Genomic DNA, 18,082 nt, shown 5'->3' on the forward strand with positions numbered 1-18,082 from the left:
GGCCGCGAGTCCGGCGCCCTGGTCGACGGCCACCCGCCAGCAGGCGGCCAGCCCGGGCAGGCCCTCGGCGCCCGGCTGCCGTGCCGCCACGGCGAGCGCGCCCGGCACGTCCCCGCCGAATCGGGCGGCGGCGACCACGGCCGCCTGCGCGTCGCCGAGCCCGCCGGAGTCCTGTGCCGCCCGCAGCAGCGCCTCGCCGGGCTGCCGTCCGGCGCGCACCTCCCCGGCGAGGACCCCGCACAGGGCGATCACCGCATCGGCCCGCCGTTCCCGGGTGCGCCTCGCCTGCTGGGCCAGCCGCACCCGCCGCAGCACGGGCACTCCGGCCGCCCCCGCGACGGCCGGGATCACCGAGGCGCCCAGCACCGCGAGCACCAGCCCGGCCGCCAGCGCCCACCATTCGGCTCCCCATCGGCCGCACAGCCGCCTCAGCTCGGACAGGAGCTGATCCGCGGTCGGCGGCCCGGTCGCCACCGCCCCGCCGCCGGCGAACAGCAGCCGCGCCCTGCGTACCCCGTAGTGCCGTCCGCCCAGCAGCCAGGCGAGCGCCCCGAGACAGATCAGCGCGGCCCCCATGGACATCTCACCGGTCATTTCACCGGTCATGTAACCGGTCACTTGCGTCCCCTCTCTCCCTCGTCCCCGAACTCACCCGCACCGAGCAGATCCCGCAGCCGCTCCCAGCCGCGCTCCCGCGTGAAGGCCCGCTCGCCCCAGCGCAGGGCCGGTACGGTCCGCACCAGTCCCGTGGCGTCCCGCTCGAGCACATGCACCTCGGCGATCCGACGCCGCCCGGACCGGCCCCGCTCGAGGTGGATCACCACGGAGAGGGCGGCCGCCAGTTGGCTGTGCAGGGCAGCGCGGTCCAGCCCAGCGGCCGTGGCCAGCGCCTCCAACCGGGCCGGCACATCCCCGGCGGCGTTGGCGTGAACAGTGCACGAACCGCCTTCGTGGCCGGTGTTGAGCGCTGCGAGCAGGTGCACCACCTCGGGTCCGCGCACCTCGCCGACGACCAGCCGGTCGGGCCGCATGCGCAGCGCCTGGCGCACGAGGTCCTCCAAGGTGACCAGGCCGGCGCCCTCCTGGTTCGCGGGCCTGGTCTCCAGCCGGACGACGTGCGGATGGTCCGGTCTCAGCTCGGCCGAGTCCTCGGCCAGCACGATCCGCTCGCCCGGTCCGACCAGGCCCAGCAGCGCGCTGAGCAGAGTCGTCTTGCCGCTGCCGGTGCCGCCGCTGACGAGGAAGGACAGCCGGGCCGCCAGCAGCGCCCTCAGGATCCGGTCGCCGCCGGGCGGCACCGTGCCGGCCGCGACGAGTTCGCCGAGGGTGAAGGCCCGGGGCCGTACCACCCGCAGCGCCAGGCAGGTGCAGCCGACGGCCACCGGGGGCAGGACCGCGTGCAGCCGGGTGCCGTCGGGCAGTCGGGCGTCCGCCCAGGGCCGGGCGTCGTCCAGCCGGCGTCCGGCCACCGCGGCCAGCCGCTGCGCCAGGCGTCGTACCGCCGCCGCGTCGGGAAAGGTCACCGGCGTCAGTTCCAGCCCGCCGCCACGGTCCACCCACACCCGGTCCGGGGCGGACACCAGGACGTCGGTGACGTCGGGGTCGGCGAGCAGCGGTTCCAGGGGGCCTGTGCCGACGAGTTCGGACCTGAGCTGCTCGGCCGCGCCGAGGATTTCGGCGTCGCCGAGCACCCGGCCCTGTTCGCGCAGTGCCTGGGCCACCCGCGCCGGGGTGGGCTCGGCGCCGCTCTCGGCCAGCCAGCGGCGGACGCCGTCGAGCAGGGCCGCACCGTCGGTCCGGTCGAGTCCGGGAAGCGTCATCGGGTGGCTCCCGCCTCGGCGAGCGCACGCTCCCAGAAGTTCAGGCAGAAGCGGGCGAGCGGCCCGCGTCCGGTCGCCCCGGGTGGTTTGCCGCCGCCCTGCGGGCGCAGCAGCGAGGGTTCGACGGGCACCTCCCCGGCCAGCGGCAGGCCCAGCAGCCGGGCCACCTCCCGGTCGTCGAGGCCGGGCGCGTACGGCCCGCGCACCGCCACCCGCAGGTCGCGCACGACCATGCCGACGGCGGAGGCGACCCGCCCGGCGGCCGCGACCGCCCGCAGCTCGGCCGGCACGACGAGCACCGCGAGGTCGAGCTGGGCAAGGGCCTCGCCGACCCCGTCGTCGAGGCGGCGCGGGAGGTCGACCACGACCGTGCCGCCGCGCCGCCGGGCGGCGGCGAGCACCGCGCGCACGGCCTGGGCCGGAACGGCGACGCAGTCGCCGCGGTCCCAGCTGAGCACCCGCAGGGAGTGCAGTTCGGGCAGCGACTCCTCCAGGGCGCCGCCGCCGACCCGGCCCCGGGAGGCGGCGAAGGCGGGCCAGCGCAGTCCCTCGGCGCTCTCGCCGCCGAGGAGTACGTCGAGTCCGCCGCCGAGCGGATCCGCGTCCACGAGCAGGGTGCGCAGTCCCTCGCGCGCGGAGGTGACGGCGAGCGCGCAGGACAGCGTGGACGCGCCGGCCCCGCCCCGGCCGCCGATCACGCCGACGGTGAGGGCGGGGCGGCCGACCCCCTCGGCGACGTCGGCGATCCGGTCGACCAGCCACTGCTCGCCGTCCGGGAGCATCAGGACGTGGTCGGCGCCGATCTCGACGGCTCGTTTCCACACCCCCGAGTCGTCCTGGTCGCGGCCGACCAGCACCACTCCGCGCCGGCGCGTGGCCCCGCGCACCCGGCGGACGGCGTCGTCCCCGACCAGGACGAGCGGGGCCGCTTCCCAGCCGTCACCGATGTCCGGTGGGCCGGGGCGCACCTCGGGTGTGGCACCGGCGGCCGCGCACAGGCGCAGCAGGTCGTCCAGCAGCTCCGTGTCCTCGGTGACGATGAGCGGCCGCCCTCCGGCGGCGGGCCGCGGGTCGTGGGTGACGGTTCCGGACACGTGTGTTCCCCCTTCGCTGCGTGGTCCGCGCAGCCCCTGCGGCCACGCGAATCCCGGACATGTGAAGAACCGGCAAGCGGCCCCCATATGAGCGGCCGATAGGAACCGGCCATACGCGTCCCCGCAATCGGAACCGGCGATGAACTCGCCGTGGCGGGAGCGCGCTGGAATCACGGTGCAGCGATCCCCCGAAATCGTGTGGATCTTGGTCGAAAACGGTGGACAACTTCGAGCCTGTGAATATCCCCGTCACCCATACCGGTGACCCATGTACTGATCCGTGTACGACTTCCACAGAGCAGTCCCGCAATTACGGTGCGTCACGAATCGCGGGCACGCCGAGCGGCGGCCCGCGGCATCACAGCGCGGACCGCACAGTCGCGTAAAGAAGGGATGAAAGCGGAAAAACCCGTCCGGACATGCGACGACCCCCGCCGGGGGGGAGAGCGGGGGTCGTCCCCACGGCCGACTCGGGGGGGGGAGGAGCCGGACCGGGTTAGCACGGTCGCGAACGATCCGTGACTTCCATGGTGTACCCGAGAGCCCTCTCAGGCAAACCCACGCGCCCCAGCTTACGCCGAATGGTGGGCGCCTATGCTCAGGGACGTGGAAAACCACTCCTTGCCCCGCGCAGCGGCCTTCTTCGACCTGGACAAGACGGTCATTGCGAAGTCGAGCACGCTCACCTTCAGCAAGTCCTTCTACCAAGGCGGGCTGATCAACCGCAGGGCCGCGTTGCGTACCGCATACGCCCAGTTCGTCTTCCTGGTCGGCGGACTCGACCACGTCCAGATGGAGCGCATGCGCGAGTACCTGTCGACGCTGTGCCGGGGCTGGAACGTGCAGCAGGTGCGGGAGATCGTCGCCGAGACCCTGCACGACCTGATCGACCCGATCATCTACGACGAGGCCGCCTCCCTCATCGAGGAGCACCACACGGCCGGACGGGACGTGGTGATCGTGTCCACCTCGGGCGCCGAGGTGGTCGAGCCGGTCGGCGAGCTCCTGGGCGCGGACCGAGTGGTGGCCACCCGCATGGTCGTCGGCGAGGACGGCTGCTTCACCGGGGAGGTGGAGTACTACGCGTACGGCCCCACCAAGGCCGAGGCGATCCGCGATCTGGCCGCCTCCGAGGGCTACGACCTCGAGCACTGCTACGCCTACAGCGACTCGGCGACCGACCTCCCGATGCTCCAGGCGGTCGGCCATCCGCACGCCGTGAACCCGGACCGCGCGCTGCGCCGCGAGGCGGTCGCGCGCGGCTGGCCGGTGCTGGAGTTCCGCCGCCCCGTACCGCTGAAGAAGCGGCTGCCCACGCTCTCGGTGCCGCCGCGCCCCGCGTTGGTCGCGGCGGCGGCCATTGGAGCGGCGGCCGCGACCGCCGGCCTCGTCTGGTACGCCAGCCGGCGCCGGGGCACCGACTGACCTGTGTCCGTTTCACCCCTGTTTGAACCTGAAAGTAAAGAAGTGCGGGCAGGGCTTCCGCTTGCTCCTGGCCCGCGGTACAAAGAAATCAGGCCCGCGAGACCAAAGGACATCCGAGAGGATCCCCTACTACTACGCACTTGGCCCTGCGGACCTCGCATGAACACCGGGCACCCACGCGACGTCGACCCGTCGATTACGGGCCAGCCGCACCAGGTGACGGGCAAAGCATCCCGACCTGATGGGCGAATATCGAGGACGCTTGGTAACCCGGTGATCATGCCAGCGGCGGTACGAGCACTCGTACCGCCGCAACCCGTGTCAGGGGGAGGTGCGCTCAGGCCGCGCCGCGCTGCAGCGCCTCGCACACCGCGGTCGACTCGCGCGCACCCAGCTCCACCGCCCTGCCGCACTGGGCGATCCAGGCCGCCATGCCCTCGGGGGTGCCGGAGACGTACCCCTCCAGCGCCGCCAGATAGGAAGCGCGCCCCAGTTCGGCGTGGCCGACCTCGGACGGGCAGACCGCCTTCGGGTCCAGGCCGCTGCCGATCAGCACGATCCGCTCGGCCGCGCGTGCGACCAGCCCGTTGTACGAGGCGAAGGGACGCAGCGCGAGCAGCTCGCCGTGCACCACGGCGGCCGTGACCAGGGCCGGCGCCGAGGTGCCCGCGACGATCAGTTCCGCCAGCCCCTCCAGGCGGCCCGAGACCTCCCGGGCGTCCGGCAGCGGCAGCTCGATCAGCGGCTCGTCCACCGCCTCGCCGCCCTGCCGCGGCCTGCCGACCCGGTCGTCCTTGCTCGCGGCGGCCACCAGATGGAGCCGGGCCAGCACCCTGAGGGGCGACTGGCGCCAGATGGACAGCAGCTGCCCCGCCTCCGCCGTCAACCGCAGCGCACCGCCCACCACGCGCGCGTCTTCGTCGGCGCCGAAGTCGGTGCGCCGCCGCACCTCCTCCAGAGCCCAGTCGGCGCCGCTGAGCGCCGCCGAGCCGCGGGCGCCGCGCAGGGCCGCCTCGGAGGTGATCTCGTTGCTGCGGCGCCGCATGATCCGGTGTCCGTAGACCCGGTCCACGGCCTTGCGCACGGACTCCACGGACTCCGCCACACCGGGCAGCGAGCCCAGGGCGGCGAGCGGATCGGCGGTCGCGCCTGTCGTACTCATGAGTACGACATTACGCACCCGACCGTCAGACCCCACGAAGGAGTGGTCTTCTTCACTGATCCATGCCACGCACAGCTATCGATCGACTACTCTTGGTGAACATGAAAATTGCTTTCGTCGGGAAGGGCGGGAGCGGCAAGACCACCCTCTCCTCCCTCTTCATCCGCCATCTCGCGGCGGCCGGGGCCGCCGTCGTCGCGATCGACGCGGACATCAACCAGCACCTCGGCCCCGCACTGGGTCTCGGCGAGACCGAGGCGGCCGCACTGCCCGCGATGGGCGAACGGCTGCCGCTGATCAAGGACTACCTGCGCGGAACCAACCCGCGCATCGCCTCCGCCGCCACGATGATCAAGACCACCCCGCCGGGCGAGGGCTCGCGCCTGGTCCGGGTGCGCGAGCCCAACCCGGTGTACGACGCCTGCGCGCGGCCCGTGGAACTCGACGGCGGCGCCGTCCGTTTGATGGTCACCGGCCCCTTCACGGACGCCGACCTGGGGGTCGCCTGCTACCACTCCAAGACGGGAGCGGTGGAGCTGTTCCTGAACCACCTCGTCGACGGCCCCGACGAGTACGTGGTGGTCGACATGACCGCGGGTTCGGACTCCTTCGCGTCCGGCATGTTCACCCGCTTCGACATGACGTTCCTCGTCGCCGAGCCGACCCGGAAGGGGGTCTCCGTCTATCGCCAGTACAAGGAGTACGCCCGTGACTTCGGCGTCGCCCTGAAGGTCGTCGGCAACAAGATCCAGGAGCAGGACGACATCGACTTCCTGCGCGCGGAGGTCGGCGACGACCTGCTGGTCACGGTCGGGCGCTCGGACTGGGTGCGGGCCATGGAGAAAGGCCGTCCGCCCCGGTTCGACCTCCTGGAGGAGGCCAACGCCCGGGCCCTGCAGGCCCTCAGGGCCGCCGTGGACGCCACGTACGAACACCGAGACTGGGAGCGCTACACCCGGCAGATGGTGCACTTCCACCTGAAGAACGCCGAGGCGTGGGGCAACGAGCGCACCGGGGCCGACCTGGCGGCGCAGATCGACCCCGCCTTCGTGCTCGGCGAGAGTCTGGCAACTCCCGTCTGACTCCTACCCCTTCACCGCCGGCGCCCCGGGTACGCCCTTGGGCGCCGGGGCCGGACGTGCGGCGAGGAAGGACGCCCACCCCTGCTTGGGGGCCTCGCCCACGTCCAGGGTGCGCAGCTTCTCCAGGGTCTTCGGGTCCTGGGCGTCCAGCCAGTCGACCAGCTCGTGGAAGGAGACGCAGCGCACGTCGGGCTTGTTGCACACCTCCTTCACCACGTCCTCGACGGCGCGCATGTAGGTGCCGCCGTTCCAGGACTCGAAGTGGTTGCCGATGATCAGTGGCGCGCGGTTGCCGTCATAGGCCCGGTAGAAGCCCTTGATGAGGCCGTCACGCATCTGGTCGCCCCAGGTGTCGAACTTGTCGGGGTCGCCCTGGGTCCGGGTGCCGGACTGGTTGACCATGAAGTTGTAGTCCATGGTCAGTTGTTCATAGCTGTGGCCCGGGAAGGGCACCAGCTGCATCGACAGGTCCCACAGGCCCTCCTTCTTCTTGGGCCAGACCTGGTTGTTCACACCGCTGGAGTCGTAGCGGAAGCCCAACTGGCGGGCCGCCTTCATGAAGTTCTTCTGCCCTTCCAGGCAGGGGGTGCGGGCGCCGATCAGCTCCTTGTCGTAGTCGAACGGCAGCGGGGCCGCGTTCTTCATGCCGGTGTTGGTCTTCCAGGACTTCACGAACTGCTTGGCCTGGCGGATCTCGCTCTTCCACTCGTCCACCGACCAGGTGCCGACCCCGCCGTCGGGCCCGCAGAAGTGGCCGTTGAAGTGGGTGCCGATCTCGTTGCCCTCCAGCCAGGCCAACCGCGCCTGCTTGACGGTGTCGGCGATGCCCTGCTGGTCGTTGAAGCCGATGTCGGAGCTGCCCGGCGAGTGCTGCGGCGGCTTGTACAGGTCGCGCTTCTCCTCGGGGAGCAGATAGACGCCGCTGAGGAAGAACGTCATGTTGGCGTGGTTCTCCTTGGCGACCTTGCGGAAGTGCGAGAACAGCTTCTGGCTGTCCTCGCCGGCGCCGTCCCAGGAGAAGACGACGAACTGCGGGGGCTTCTGACCGGGCTTCAGCCGCTCGGGTCTGGGCAGATGGGGCTGCGCGCCGGTGTACGAGGTGGATCCGTCACCGATGAGCCGGAGCACGCTTTGGGGGGCCGGCGCCCCCTTCCGCGGGCCGGACGCCCCTTCCTTGGAACCGTGGGAGCCGGTCCCGCAACCGGCGAGCGATGCAGCGCATGCCGCGGCGATCATGGTGCCGACGGCGATCCTCTGGGTGGCGGCCATGTTCCGCCCACCTTCTTCCTTCTCTCAGACGAACGCTGACGAGGACTCTTTGCGGTGTCGTGCCGGGTTTGCACCGGCAGCCTCGACAAGATCGCACGGGGTCGAGAAGGAATTAGTACGACAAGCCGATCAAATGATTAGTTCCTTCGTGAGAGGGATCTGATGGGCCATTTGCCACGAAAAGCTATGCATGCCCTTTACGTGGCATTACCTTCCTTTTACGGGGCATTACTCCATCCCGCCGCCGCACCGCCCCGGAGGAGACGGGACCATGCCAGCCTGCGCACCCCCACACGCCGACCACCCCCGATCGCCGCACCGGTCCGCCCCCGGACGCCGGCGCGCCTTCCCGGTGGAAGGCGCCGACCTGTCCGCGTCCATCGCCGTGTTCCTGATCGCCCTGCCACTCTCGCTGGGCATCGCCCTCGCCACCGGCGCCCCGCTGCGCGCCGGACTCGTCGCCGCGGCCGTGGGCGGACTGGTCGCGGGCCGGCTCGGCGGCTGCCCGCTGCAGGTGAGCGGCCCCGCCGCGGGACTCACCGTGGTCACCGCCGACTTGATCCAGCGCTACGGCTGGCGGACGACCTGCGGCATCACCGTCCTCGCCGGTCTCGTCCAACTCGGCCTCGGCTGCCTGCGGGTGGCGCGCGGCGCGCTCGCGGTCAGCCCGGCGGTGGTGCACGGCATGCTCGCCGGGATCGGCGTCACCATCGCCGTCGCCCAGCTGCACATCGTCCTCGGCGGCAGCCCGGACAGCTCCGTCCTCGCCAACCTGCGGGCGCTGCCGGCCCAGTTGGCCCACCTGCACCCGGCTGCCGTCTCCATGAGCACGCTGACCCTGGCGCTGCTGCTGGCCTGGCCGCGCCTTCCGGGCCGGGCCGGCCGGTTGCTCCGCAGGGTGCCGGCCGCCCTCGTCGCCGTCGCCGGGGCGACCGCGACCGCCTCCCTGACCGGCCTCTCCCTGCCGCGGGTCGACCTGCCGTCCTGGCGCAGTCACGCCCTGGCCGGACTGCCCCAGGGGCCGGCGCTCGGCATCGCGGCCGCCGTGCTCACCACCACCCTGGTGTGCAGCGTGCAGTCGCTGCTCGGTGCGGTGGCCGTGGACAAGCTGGTCGCCGCCCGCCCCGGACCGCAGTCCCGCGTCGGCCGCTCCCACCTCGACCGGGAGCTCCTGGGCCAGGGCGCCGCCAATGTCGTCTCCGGGGCACTCGGCGGGCTGCCGGTCGCGGGCGTCGCGGTGCGCAGTACCGCGAACGTGAAATCAGGTGCCGTCAGCCGGAACTCCACGATGCTGCACGGCGTTCTCGTAGTAGTCGCCGCGCTGCTGACGGTCCCGGTGCTGGAGGAGATCCCGCTCGCCTCCCTCGCCGCTCTGGTGATGGCCGTCGGTATCCAGATGGTGTCCCTGCACCACATCCGCTCGGTGACGCGCCACCGAGAAGTGGCGGTCTACGCCGCGACCGCACTCGGCGTGGCGCTCCTCGGCGTCCTGCAGGGCGTGCTCCTCGGAGTCGCCGTGGCGGTCGCCCTCGCCCTCAACCGCCTCGCCCACACCCGCATCACCCACGAAATGAGGGAGGGAGTCCATCACCTGCGCATCCGAGGCCAGCTGACGTTCCTCGCGGTGCCCCGGCTCAGCAGAGCCCTGCATCTCGTACCCCAGGGCGCCCACGCCGTGGTGGAGTTGGACGGGTCGTTCATGGACCACGCGGCGTACGAGTCACTGCAGGACTGGCGCAGCGCCCACGCCGCCCGGGGCGGTACGGCCGAGCTGCGCGGCCGGCGCGGCGGAATCCGGACCGCCGGGCCGATCACCTCCTCGACGGAGTGCCGGTGCCGCCCCTGGACGCCCTGGCGCGACCACCGCTCGTGCTTCGTCGCGGCCTCCGGCGCCCCGGCCGGCCGGGAACTGGCCCGTGGCATCGGCTCGTTCCAGCGCAACACCGCGCCGCTGGTGCGGGGGGAGCTGGCGCGGCTCGCCCGGGAGGGCCAGCGGCCCGCACAGCTCTTCCTCACCTGCGCCGACTCCCGGCTCGTCACGTCGATGATCACCGCCAGCGGTCCGGGCGATCTGTTCGTCGTCCGCAACATCGGCAACCTGGTGCCGCTGCCGGGCGAGGAGCACGGCGACGACTCGGTGGCGGCCGCCGTCGAGTACGCGGTGGACGTCCTCGGGGTGCGCTCGATCACGGTGTGCGGGCACTCCGGGTGCGGCGCGATGCAGGCGCTGCTGACCGCCGAGCCGGGCGGCGCCGGCACGCCGCTGCGGCGGTGGCTGCGGCACGGGCTGCCGAGCCTGGCCCGGACGACCGGCGACCGCGACGCCGGTCCCCGGTTCGACCGGCGGGCGCCCGCGGACGCGGTCGAGCGGCTGTGCCTGGCCAACGTGGTCCAGCAGTTGGAGCACCTGCGGGCCCACGCCCCGGTCGCGCGGGCGCTGGCCAGGGGCGAGCTGGAGCTGCACGGGATGTACTTCCACGTCGGCGAGGCGCAGGCGTATCTGCTCGACGGGGCGGGAGAGGGCGCGGTGTTCGAGAAGGTGACGGGAGGGGATGAGGTGCACACTCCGGTATGAGGGACAGGACACCCCGTCGGCACGCCCGAGGCACACTGACACGGGACAGGTCTAAACCAATTTTGCCGTCGACCCTTGTCATCGGCCCCCCGCGTCTGATGAGCTGTGGCCTGGGACACATCGGACACCCTTCGAAAGGGAGATGTCGTGAGCAACGAGAGCCTGGCCAACCTGCTCAAGGAAGAACGCAGGTTCGCGCCCCCCGCCGACCTGGCCGCGCACGCCAACGTCAAGGCGGAGGCGTACGAACAGGCCAAGGCTGACAGGCTCGGCTTCTGGGCCGAGCAGGCCCGCCGACTGACCTGGGCCAAGGAGCCCACCGAGACGCTGGACTGGTCGAATCCGCCGTTCGCCAAGTGGTTCAAGGACGGCGCGCTGAACGTGGCGTACAACTGCGTGGACCGGCATGTGGAGGCCGGGCACGGGGACCGCGTCGCCATCCACTTCGAGGGGGAGCCCGGCGACGGCCGCGCGATCACCTACGCGGAGCTGAAGGACGAGGTCTCCCGGGCCGCCAACGCCCTCCTGGAGCTCGGTGTCCGCAAGGGCGACCGGGTCGCGATCTACATGCCGATGATCCCGGAGACCGCGATCGCGATGCTTGCCTCGGCGCGGATCGGCGCCGCGCACTCGGTCGTCTTCGGCGGCTTCTCCGCGGACGCGCTCGCGACCCGCATCCAGGATGCGGACGCCAAGGTCGTCATCACCGCCGACGGCGGCTACCGGCGGGGCAAGCCGTCCGCGCTGAAGCCGGCCGTGGACGAGGCGATCGGCAAGGTCGACAACGTCGAGCACGTACTCGTGGTGCGCCGCACCGGGCAGGACGTGGCCTGGCACGACGAGCGGGACGTGTGGTGGCACGACCTGGTCGGGCGCCAGTCCGCCGAGCACACCCCGGAGGCGTTCGAGGCCGAGCACCCGCTGTTCATCCTCTACACCTCCGGTACGACGGGTAAGCCCAAGGGCATCCTGCACACCTCCGGCGGCTACCTCACCCAGTGCGCGTACACCCACTGGTCGGTCTTCGACCTCAAGCCGGAGACGGACGTGTACTGGTGCACGGCCGACGTCGGCTGGGTCACCGGCCACTCGTACATCGTGTATGGTCCGCTGGCCAACGGCGCGACGCAGGTCATGTACGAGGGCACGCCGGACACCCCGCACCAGGGCCGGTTCTGGGAGATCGTGCAGAAGTACAAGGTCACGATCCTCTACACCGCGCCGACCGCGATCCGGACGTTCATGAAGTGGGGCGACGACATCCCCGCCAAGTTCGACCTGAGCAGCCTGCGCGTCCTCGGCTCCGTCGGCGAGCCGATCAACCCCGAGGCGTGGATCTGGTACCGGAAGAACATCGGCGCCGACAGGACTCCCGTCGTGGACACCTGGTGGCAGACCGAGACCGGCGCGATGATGATCTCGCCGCTGCCCGGCGTCACCTCCGCGAAGCCCGGTTCCGCGCAGACCCCGCTGCCCGGCATCAGCGCGACCGTCGTGGACGACGAGGGGAACGAGGTGCCCAACGGCGGCGGTGGCTACCTGGTGCTGACCGAGCCGTGGCCTTCGATGCTGCGCACCATCTGGGGCGACGACCAGCGGTTCGTCGACACCTACTGGTCCCGGTTCGAGGGCAAGTACTTCGCCGGTGACGGGGCGAAGAAGGACGACGACGGCGACATCTGGCTGCTCGGCCGGGTGGACGACGTGATGCTCGTGTCCGGGCACAACATCTCCACCACCGAGGTGGAGTCGGCGCTCGTCTCGCACCCGTCGGTCGCCGAGGCGGCCGTCGTCGGTGCCACCGACGAGACCACGGGCCAGGCGATCGTCGCGTTCGTCATCCTGCGCGGTACGGCGGCGGAGACCGAGGCGCTCGTCCCCGAGCTGCGCGACCACGTGGGCGCCACACTCGGCCCGATCGCCAAGCCCAAGCGGATCCTGCCCGTGGCCGAGCTGCCCAAGACCCGCTCCGGCAAGATCATGCGCCGGCTGCTGCGCGACGTGGCCGAGAACCGCCAGCTCGGTGACGTCACCACGCTGACCGACTCGACCGTCATGGACCTGATCCAGGCCAAGCTGCCGGCCGCGCCGAGCGAGGACTGAGCAGGGCCCGGCACCACCTGGGGCACCCGGCCGTAAACGCGCCGGGTGCCCCTTTTGCGTCTACCGTGAAGATCACCGGGACCGGCCCACCCCACATTAGGTAAACTAAGCAAAGCGTCGAGGACGCGACACGCTCCATGGGTGCGCCGGGAAGTCTGGTCGGCATGCATGCCGCCCTGCCCAGTCACCGGAGGTCCCCGCCGTGGCCGCACCCCCCACCCGGCACACCGCCAGCAAGGCCCTGGCGCGCCTGTCCCTGCCCGAGCGGACCTTCGTCGCGGCCGCGCTGCGCACGGAGACCGTCGGCGGCGTCCTGCTGCTCCTCGCCACGGTCGCGGCCCTGCTCTGGGCGAACGTCCCCGTCCTTGGGCACGGCTACGAGACCGTCGCCCACGTCCACTTCGGCCCCGCCGCCCTCGGCCTGCACCTCTCCGTCGCGCACTGGGCCGCCGACGGGCTCCTCGCGGTGTTCTTCTTCGTCGCCGGCATCGAGCTCAAGCGCGAGCTGGTCGCCGGGGACCTGCGCGACCCGAGTGCGGCCGCCGTGCCCGTGGTGGCGGCGCTGTGCGGCATGGCCGTACCCGCGGTCGTGTACACGCTCACCAACCTCACGGACGGCGGCTCCCTGCGCGGCTGGGCCGTGCCCACCGCCACCGACATCGCCTTCGCGCTCGCCGTCCTCGCCGTGATCGGCACCGCGCTGCCCAGCGCCCTGCGCGCCTTCCTGCTCACCCTCGCGGTCGTCGACGACCTCTTCGCGATCCTCATCATCGCGATCTTCTTCACCGACCGGCTGAACTTCGCCGCGCTCGGCGGGGCGGCGGCCGCACTGGCGGTCTTCTGGCTGCTGCTGCGCAAGGGCGTGCGCGGCTGGTACGTGTACGTGCCGCTGGCACTGGTGATCTGGGCGCTGATGTACAACAGCGGCGTGCACGCCACCATCGCCGGGGTGGCGATGGGCCTGATGCTGCGCTGCACCAGGCGCGAGGGGGAGGAGCACTCGCCGGGCGAGCGCATCGAACACCTGGTGCGGCCCCTGTCGGCCGGGCTCGCGGTGCCGCTGTTCGCGCTGTTCAGCGCGGGGGTGTCGATCTCCCCGGGAGCGCTCGGGGCCGTGTTCACCAAGCCGGAGACGCTCGGCGTCGTCCTCGGCCTGGTCGTCGGCAAAGCGATCGGGATCTTCGGCGGCGCCTGGCTGACCACACGCTTCACCCGCGCCTCCCTCGGCGAGGACCTCGCCTGGGCCGACGTCTTCGCGGTGGCGTCGCTGGCCGGCATCGGCTTCACGGTGTCGCTGCTCATCAGCGAGCTGGCCTTCGCCCGCGACCCCGTCCTCAGCGACGAGGTGAAGGCGGCCGTCCTCACCGGATCGCTGATCGCGGCGACGTGTGCCACGGTGCTGCTGAAGATACGCAACGCGAAGTACCGCCGCCTGTGCGAGGAGGAGGAACGCGACGAGGACCTCGACGGAGTCCCGGACGTCTACGAACAGGACGACCCGGCGTACCACCTGCGCATGGCGGAGATCCACGAGCGCAAGGCCGCCGAACACCGGCGCATCGCCGCCGAGCGGACGGCCGCGGCGGGCGACGGGCTTCAGGAAGTGCCGGGCGGGGCAGGCGATGAGGACGACCGTCCGGCATGATCTGACGAGACGGTACAAAACAAGGCGGCCGCGACGAGCAGGACGGCCGCAGCATGACGGCACACTTGCGGCACGAGACACCTCGTAAAACCTCGTAAGGGAGAACGCGATGAGCGCACCCGACGGCAGCCCGGTCGGCGCCGAACGCAGCATCGGCCAGCTGTTCGCCTCGGCGACGACCGAATTGTCGGCGCTGGTGCACGACGAGATCGCGCTGGCCAAGGCGCAGCTCAAGCAGGACGTGAAGCGCGGCGCGACGAGCGGCGGCGCGTTCTCGATGGCGGGCGGGGTCCTGGTGTTCTCGCTGCCGATGCTCAACTTCGCCCTCGCCTACGGCATCCGGACCTGGAGCGGCTGGAACCTGGCGGTCTGCTTCCTGCTGTCCTTCGCGGCCAACGTGCTCGTCGCCGGCGGCCTCGCGCTGGTCGGCATGGTGTTCGCGAAGAAGGCCAAGAAGAGCCGGGGCCCGCAGAAGGTGGCCGCGTCCATGAAGGAGACGGCCGGCGTCCTGCAGAACGCCAAGCCCCACCCGCGCCCTCAGCTGTCCGAGGACCGCACCCCCGCGGCCATCGAGGCTGTGGCACGCTCGTCGTCATGACGGACCCCGCCGCTCCCTCGGTCGTACGGATCGACCTGCCGCACGGGCAGAAGCCGATCCACCGGGACGTCGCCGCGAACGGCGCCCGCTTCCACATCGCCGAACTCGGCGACGGCCCCCTGGTGCTGCTGCTGCACGGCTTCCCGCAGTTCTGGTGGACGTGGCGGCACCAGCTGGTGGCCCTCGCGGACGCCGGCTACCGGGCGGTGGCCATGGACCTGCGGGGCGTGGGCGGCAGCGACCGCACGCCCCGCGGCTACGACCCCGCCAATCTGGCCCTGGACGTCACCGGCGTCATCCGCTCGCTCGGCGAGCCGGACGCCGCACTGGTCGGCCACGACCTCGGCGGCTATCTGGCGTGGACCGCGGCGGCGATGCGCCCCAAGCTCGTCCGGCGCCTCGCCGTGGTGTCGATGCCGCACCCGAGGCGCTGGCGCGCGGCGATGCTGCGCGACGCCCGGCAGACGGCCGCGAGCTCCTACATCTGGGGATTCCAGCGGCCCTGGATCCCGGAGCGTCAACTCACCGCCCAGGGCGGGGAACTGGTGGGGCGTCTGATCCGGGAGTGGTCCGGACCGCAGCCGCCGGAGGACGAGACCCTGGCGACGTACCGGCGCGCCATGTGCATCCCGTCCACCGCGCACTGCGCCATCGAGCCGTACCGCTGGCTGGTGCGCTCCCTGGCGCGCCCGGACGGCGTGCAGTTCTACCGCCGGATGAAGCGGCCGGTGCGCGTGCCCACGCTGCATCTGCACGGCTCGCTCGACCCCGTGACGCGCACCCGCAGCGCGGCCGGTTCCGGCGAGTACGTCGAAGCGCCGTACCGCTGGCGGCTGTTCGACGGTCTGGGTCACTTCCCGCACGAGGAGGACCCGGTGGCCTTCTCCGCGGAGCTGGTCAACTGGCTGAAGGATCCCGAGCCCGACCGGTGACCGCATGGTGACGGGCCCGATGCGTGGAGTATCCGGTTCCTGAACACTTGTCCCCCGAACGGCCACATGCCTTCCGCATAGGCCAATTGGCCGTCGCTCAGGCGGTTATCGACCTTGGGGCGGGGGCACACGTCCGGGTATGGGCTGGACGCACGACTACAGTGACGCACCCCGCAACCGCCGCTCTGCCGCCGGTCTGAGCACGCCTCAGCGAGGCACCCCGCAGCTCGCGGAAGCGGACCTCAGGGTGGGGATCCCGCGCATTCTGCGCCGCCGGGCCCGCTGGGTCTCGATGCGCCTGCGTCACCCGCGCGGCTGACGGCGTCCGCCGGCCGATCACAGCGCGCAGTTGTCCGTACCCACCTGCTCGTTCGCCGTACGACCCTGACCGATGTCGGGCCTGATCTCGTCCGCCGTCAGGGCGTAGCCGGTCTGGGCGTCGTCGAGGGACTTGGCGAACACCACGCCGTAGACCCGGCCGTCGGGCGTGAGCAGCGGGCCGCCGGAGTTGCCCTGGCGGACGATCGCGTACAGCGAGTAGACGTCACGGCGGACGGTGCCCCGGTGGTAGATGTCCGGGCCGTTCGCCGAGATGCGCCCGCGCACGCGCGCGGCGCGCACGTCGTACGAGCCGTTCTCCGGGAAGCCCGCGACGATCGCGCCGTCGCCGCCGGCCGCGTCCCGGGTGGAGAACTTCAGGGGGCTCGCCTTCAGGTCCGGTACGTCGAGGACGGCGATGTCGCGCTTCCAGTCGTACAGGACGACCTTCGCGTCGTACTTGCGGCCCTGGCCTCCTATCTGCACGGTCGGCGCGTCGACACCGCCCACGACGTGCGCGTTGGTCATCACGCGGCGGTCGGCGAAGACGAAGCCGGTACCCTCCAGGACCTTGCCGCAGCTGTGGGCGGTGCCGGTGACCTTGACGATGGAGCGCTGGGCGCGGGTGGCGACCGAGCTGCCCGCCAGGGCCGGGTCGGGCGGCTGGACGTCCTTGATCGGCTCGTCGGCGAAGGGACTGAAGACCTGCGGGAAGCCGTTCTGCGCGAGGATGGAGGAGAAGTCCGCGAACCAGGAGTCGGCCTGCGCGGGCAGCGCCCGGGAGACCCCCAGGAGCACCTTGGAGCCGCGGACCTCCTTGCCGAGCGTGGGCAGGGTGGTGCCGGCGAGGGCGGACCCGATCAGCCAGGCGACCAGGAGCATCGCGACGACGTTGACCAGGGCGCCGCCGGTGGCGTCCAGGGCGCGGGCCGGCGACCAGGTGATGTACCGGCGGAGCTTGTTGCCGAGGTGGGTGGTCAGGGCCTGGCCGACGGAGGCGCACACGATGACCACGACCACGGCCACGACGGCGGCGGTGGTGCCCACGTTCGCGTTGCCGGTCACGGCGTCCCAGATGACGGGCAGCGTGTACACGGCGGCGAGGCCGCCGCCCAGGAACCCGATCACCGACAGGATGCCGACGACGAAGCCCTGGCGGTAGCCCACGACAGCGAACCACACGGCCGCGACCAGCAACAGGATGTCCAGCACGTTCACTGCTTCAGGCCTCGCCTACTCACTCCGGTCCCCACAGCTCGGCCGGGGTCCGGCCCCCCGCGCAGCGGCCAACGGGGCACAGTGTCCCCCGGAAGAACACAGCACGGGGATCACCCTGTCATGAGCGCCAGTCGAGCGGGACCTGCTTCTCCCGTTCCCAGGGGCGCTCCCAGCCCGCGTAGTGCAGCAGGCGGTCGATCACACCGGCCGTGAAACCCCACACCAGAGCCGATTCGACCAGGAATGCCGGGCCTCGGTGCCCGCTGGGGTGGACGGTGGTGGCGCGGTTGGCGGGGTCCGTGAGATCGGCCACGGGGACCGTGAACACGCGCGCCGTTTCATTCGGATCGACGACCCCGACCGGGCTGGGCTCGCGCCACCAGCCGAGCACGGGGGTGACGACGAAGCCGCTGACCGGGATGTACAGCCGGGGCAGGACGCCGAAGAGCTGCACCCCGGACGGGTCGAGGCCGGTCTCCTCCTCCGCCTCGCGCAGCGCGGCCCACAGCGGCCCGTCGCCGTGCGGGTCGCCGTCCTCGGGGTCGAGCGCGCCGCCCGGGAAGGACGGCTGGCCGGCGTGCGAGCGCAGGGAGCCGGCGCGCTCGATGAGCAGCAGCTCGGGGCCGCGCTCGCCCTCGCCGAACAGGATCAGGACGGCCGACTGCCGGCCCGAGCCGTTCTCCGGCGGCAGGAAGCGGCTGAGCTGCAGCGGCTGGATGGTCTCCACCGCGCGCACCACCGGGTCCAGCCAGTCCGGCAGCCCGTCCCTGCTGAGTGTCACCGGACCACCCTGCGTCTCACTGGCCCTCGTCATCGCCACCCCCCGTTCTGCCTGTCCAAC

General features: G+C 71.8%; 15 protein-coding genes. 8 read left to right on the top strand and 7 right to left on the bottom strand.

Translation table 11 applies throughout. The features are described 5' to 3' along the window. The 3 genes from ACLU3S_RS04745 to ssd all read right to left on the bottom strand — a co-directional run. The coding region (locus ACLU3S_RS04745) for a type II secretion system F family protein (RefSeq protein ID WP_413950524.1) at positions 1-594 on the bottom strand (594 nt) is incomplete at its 3' end. A gap of 20 nt (positions 595-614) precedes the next feature. Next, entirely contained in the window at positions 615-1,820 is a 1,206-nt protein-coding gene (locus ACLU3S_RS04750) for a TadA family conjugal transfer-associated ATPase (protein WP_413950450.1), read from the bottom strand. Continuing rightward, positions 1,817-2,914 (bottom strand): septum site-determining protein Ssd, encoded by a 1,098-nt coding sequence (gene ssd / locus ACLU3S_RS04755; protein WP_413950451.1) that lies wholly within the window; start codon positions 2,912-2,914, stop codon positions 1,817-1,819. Before ssd ends, ACLU3S_RS04750 begins: the two co-directional genes overlap by 4 nt. A 594-nt stretch (positions 2,915-3,508) precedes the next feature. Between ssd and ACLU3S_RS04760 the strand changes: the two genes are divergently transcribed. Further along, positions 3,509-4,339 (top strand): HAD family hydrolase, encoded by an 831-nt coding sequence (locus ACLU3S_RS04760; RefSeq protein ID WP_413950452.1) that lies wholly within the window; start codon positions 3,509-3,511, stop codon positions 4,337-4,339. A gap of 337 nt (positions 4,340-4,676) precedes the next feature. Here ACLU3S_RS04760 and ACLU3S_RS04765 read toward each other — a convergent pair whose 3' ends face one another. Further along, entirely contained in the window at positions 4,677-5,501 is an 825-nt protein-coding gene (locus ACLU3S_RS04765; RefSeq protein ID WP_413950453.1) for an oxidoreductase, read from the bottom strand. A gap of 101 nt (positions 5,502-5,602) precedes the next feature. On the opposite strand from ACLU3S_RS04765, the gene ACLU3S_RS04770 reads away from it, so the two are divergent. Continuing rightward, positions 5,603-6,583 carry an ATP-binding protein gene (locus ACLU3S_RS04770; RefSeq protein WP_413950454.1) on the top strand — a complete coding sequence of 327 codons (981 nt, stop codon included), beginning with the start codon at positions 5,603-5,605 and terminating at the stop codon, positions 6,581-6,583. A gap of 3 nt (positions 6,584-6,586) precedes the next feature. Here the strand turns inward: ACLU3S_RS04770 and ACLU3S_RS04775 are convergent, their stop codons facing one another. Beyond that, the gene (locus tag ACLU3S_RS04775) at positions 6,587-7,852 is read right to left on the bottom strand and encodes a hypothetical protein (protein WP_413950455.1); all 1,266 of its coding nucleotides are present in this window, start codon (positions 7,850-7,852) and stop codon (positions 6,587-6,589) included. 271 nt (positions 7,853-8,123) lie between these two features. Here ACLU3S_RS04775 and ACLU3S_RS04780 point away from each other — a divergent pair, with 271 nt between their 5' ends. From ACLU3S_RS04780 to ACLU3S_RS04805, 6 genes are all read left to right on the top strand, one after another. After that, positions 8,124-10,427 carry a SulP family inorganic anion transporter gene (locus tag ACLU3S_RS04780; RefSeq protein WP_413950456.1) on the top strand — a complete coding sequence of 768 codons (2,304 nt, stop codon included), beginning with the start codon at positions 8,124-8,126 and terminating at the stop codon, positions 10,425-10,427. A gap of 147 nt (positions 10,428-10,574) precedes the next feature. Beyond that, positions 10,575-12,530: an acetate--CoA ligase gene (gene acs, locus ACLU3S_RS04785; RefSeq protein WP_413950457.1), complete on the top strand. Its 1,956-nt coding sequence runs from the start codon at positions 10,575-10,577 to the stop codon at positions 12,528-12,530. Positions 12,531-12,732: 202 nt separating this feature from the next. Then, positions 12,733-14,175 carry a Na+/H+ antiporter NhaA gene (nhaA, locus tag ACLU3S_RS04790; protein WP_413950458.1) on the top strand — a complete coding sequence of 481 codons (1,443 nt, stop codon included), beginning with the start codon at positions 12,733-12,735 and terminating at the stop codon, positions 14,173-14,175. Between the two features lie 109 nt (positions 14,176-14,284). Beyond that, positions 14,285-14,773 (top strand): phage holin family protein, encoded by a 489-nt coding sequence (locus tag ACLU3S_RS04795; RefSeq protein WP_413950459.1) that lies wholly within the window; start codon positions 14,285-14,287, stop codon positions 14,771-14,773. Then, a complete protein-coding gene (locus ACLU3S_RS04800; RefSeq protein WP_413950460.1) occupies positions 14,770-15,705 on the top strand; it encodes an alpha/beta fold hydrolase in 936 nt (311 codons plus the stop codon). The genes ACLU3S_RS04795 and ACLU3S_RS04800 overlap by 4 nt, the downstream gene beginning before the upstream one ends. A 139-nt stretch (positions 15,706-15,844) precedes the next feature. After that, positions 15,845-16,024 (top strand): hypothetical protein, encoded by a 180-nt coding sequence (locus tag ACLU3S_RS04805; protein ID WP_129307738.1) that lies wholly within the window; start codon positions 15,845-15,847, stop codon positions 16,022-16,024. 17 nt (positions 16,025-16,041) lie between these two features. Here ACLU3S_RS04805 and ACLU3S_RS04810 read toward each other — a convergent pair whose 3' ends face one another. Both ACLU3S_RS04810 and ACLU3S_RS04815 read right to left on the bottom strand, forming a co-directional pair. Further along, a complete protein-coding gene (locus ACLU3S_RS04810) occupies positions 16,042-17,241 on the bottom strand; it encodes a MarP family serine protease (protein WP_413950461.1) in 1,200 nt (399 codons plus the stop codon). Positions 17,242-17,359: 118 nt separating this feature from the next. After that, positions 17,360-18,055 (bottom strand): NUDIX hydrolase, encoded by a 696-nt coding sequence (locus tag ACLU3S_RS04815; RefSeq protein ID WP_413950462.1) that lies wholly within the window; start codon positions 18,053-18,055, stop codon positions 17,360-17,362. Positions 18,056-18,082 lie beyond the last annotated feature (27 nt).

It is taken from the genome of Streptomyces sp. AF1A (assembly GCF_047340315.1).
In the GTDB taxonomy this organism is placed as follows: domain Bacteria; phylum Actinomycetota; class Actinomycetes; order Streptomycetales; family Streptomycetaceae; genus Streptomyces.

Bases quoted from the DNA above. Each gene is read 5' to 3' on its own strand.
- ACLU3S_RS04760 (WP_413950452.1), top strand. From the start codon at position 3,509: ATGCTCAGGGACGTGGAAAACCACTCCTTGCCCCGCGCAGCGGCCTTC.
- ACLU3S_RS04770 (WP_413950454.1), top strand. From the start codon at position 5,603: ATGAAAATTGCTTTCGTCGGGAAGGGCGGGAGCGGCAAGACCACCCTC.
- ACLU3S_RS04775 (WP_413950455.1), bottom strand. From the start codon at position 7,852: ATGGCCGCCACCCAGAGGATCGCCGTCGGCACCATGATCGCCGCGGCA.
- ACLU3S_RS04815 (WP_413950462.1), bottom strand. From the start codon at position 18,055: ATGACGAGGGCCAGTGAGACGCAGGGTGGTCCGGTGACACTCAGCAGG.
- ACLU3S_RS04750 (WP_413950450.1), bottom strand. From the start codon at position 1,820: ATGACGCTTCCCGGACTCGACCGGACCGACGGTGCGGCCCTGCTCGAC.
- ACLU3S_RS04800 (WP_413950460.1), top strand. From the start codon at position 14,770: ATGACGGACCCCGCCGCTCCCTCGGTCGTACGGATCGACCTGCCGCAC.
- ACLU3S_RS04780 (WP_413950456.1), top strand. From the start codon at position 8,124: ATGCCAGCCTGCGCACCCCCACACGCCGACCACCCCCGATCGCCGCAC.
- ACLU3S_RS04805 (WP_129307738.1), top strand. From the start codon at position 15,845: ATGGGCTGGACGCACGACTACAGTGACGCACCCCGCAACCGCCGCTCT.
- ACLU3S_RS04795 (WP_413950459.1), top strand. From the start codon at position 14,285: ATGAGCGCACCCGACGGCAGCCCGGTCGGCGCCGAACGCAGCATCGGC.
- ACLU3S_RS04765 (WP_413950453.1), bottom strand. From the start codon at position 5,501: ATGAGTACGACAGGCGCGACCGCCGATCCGCTCGCCGCCCTGGGCTCG.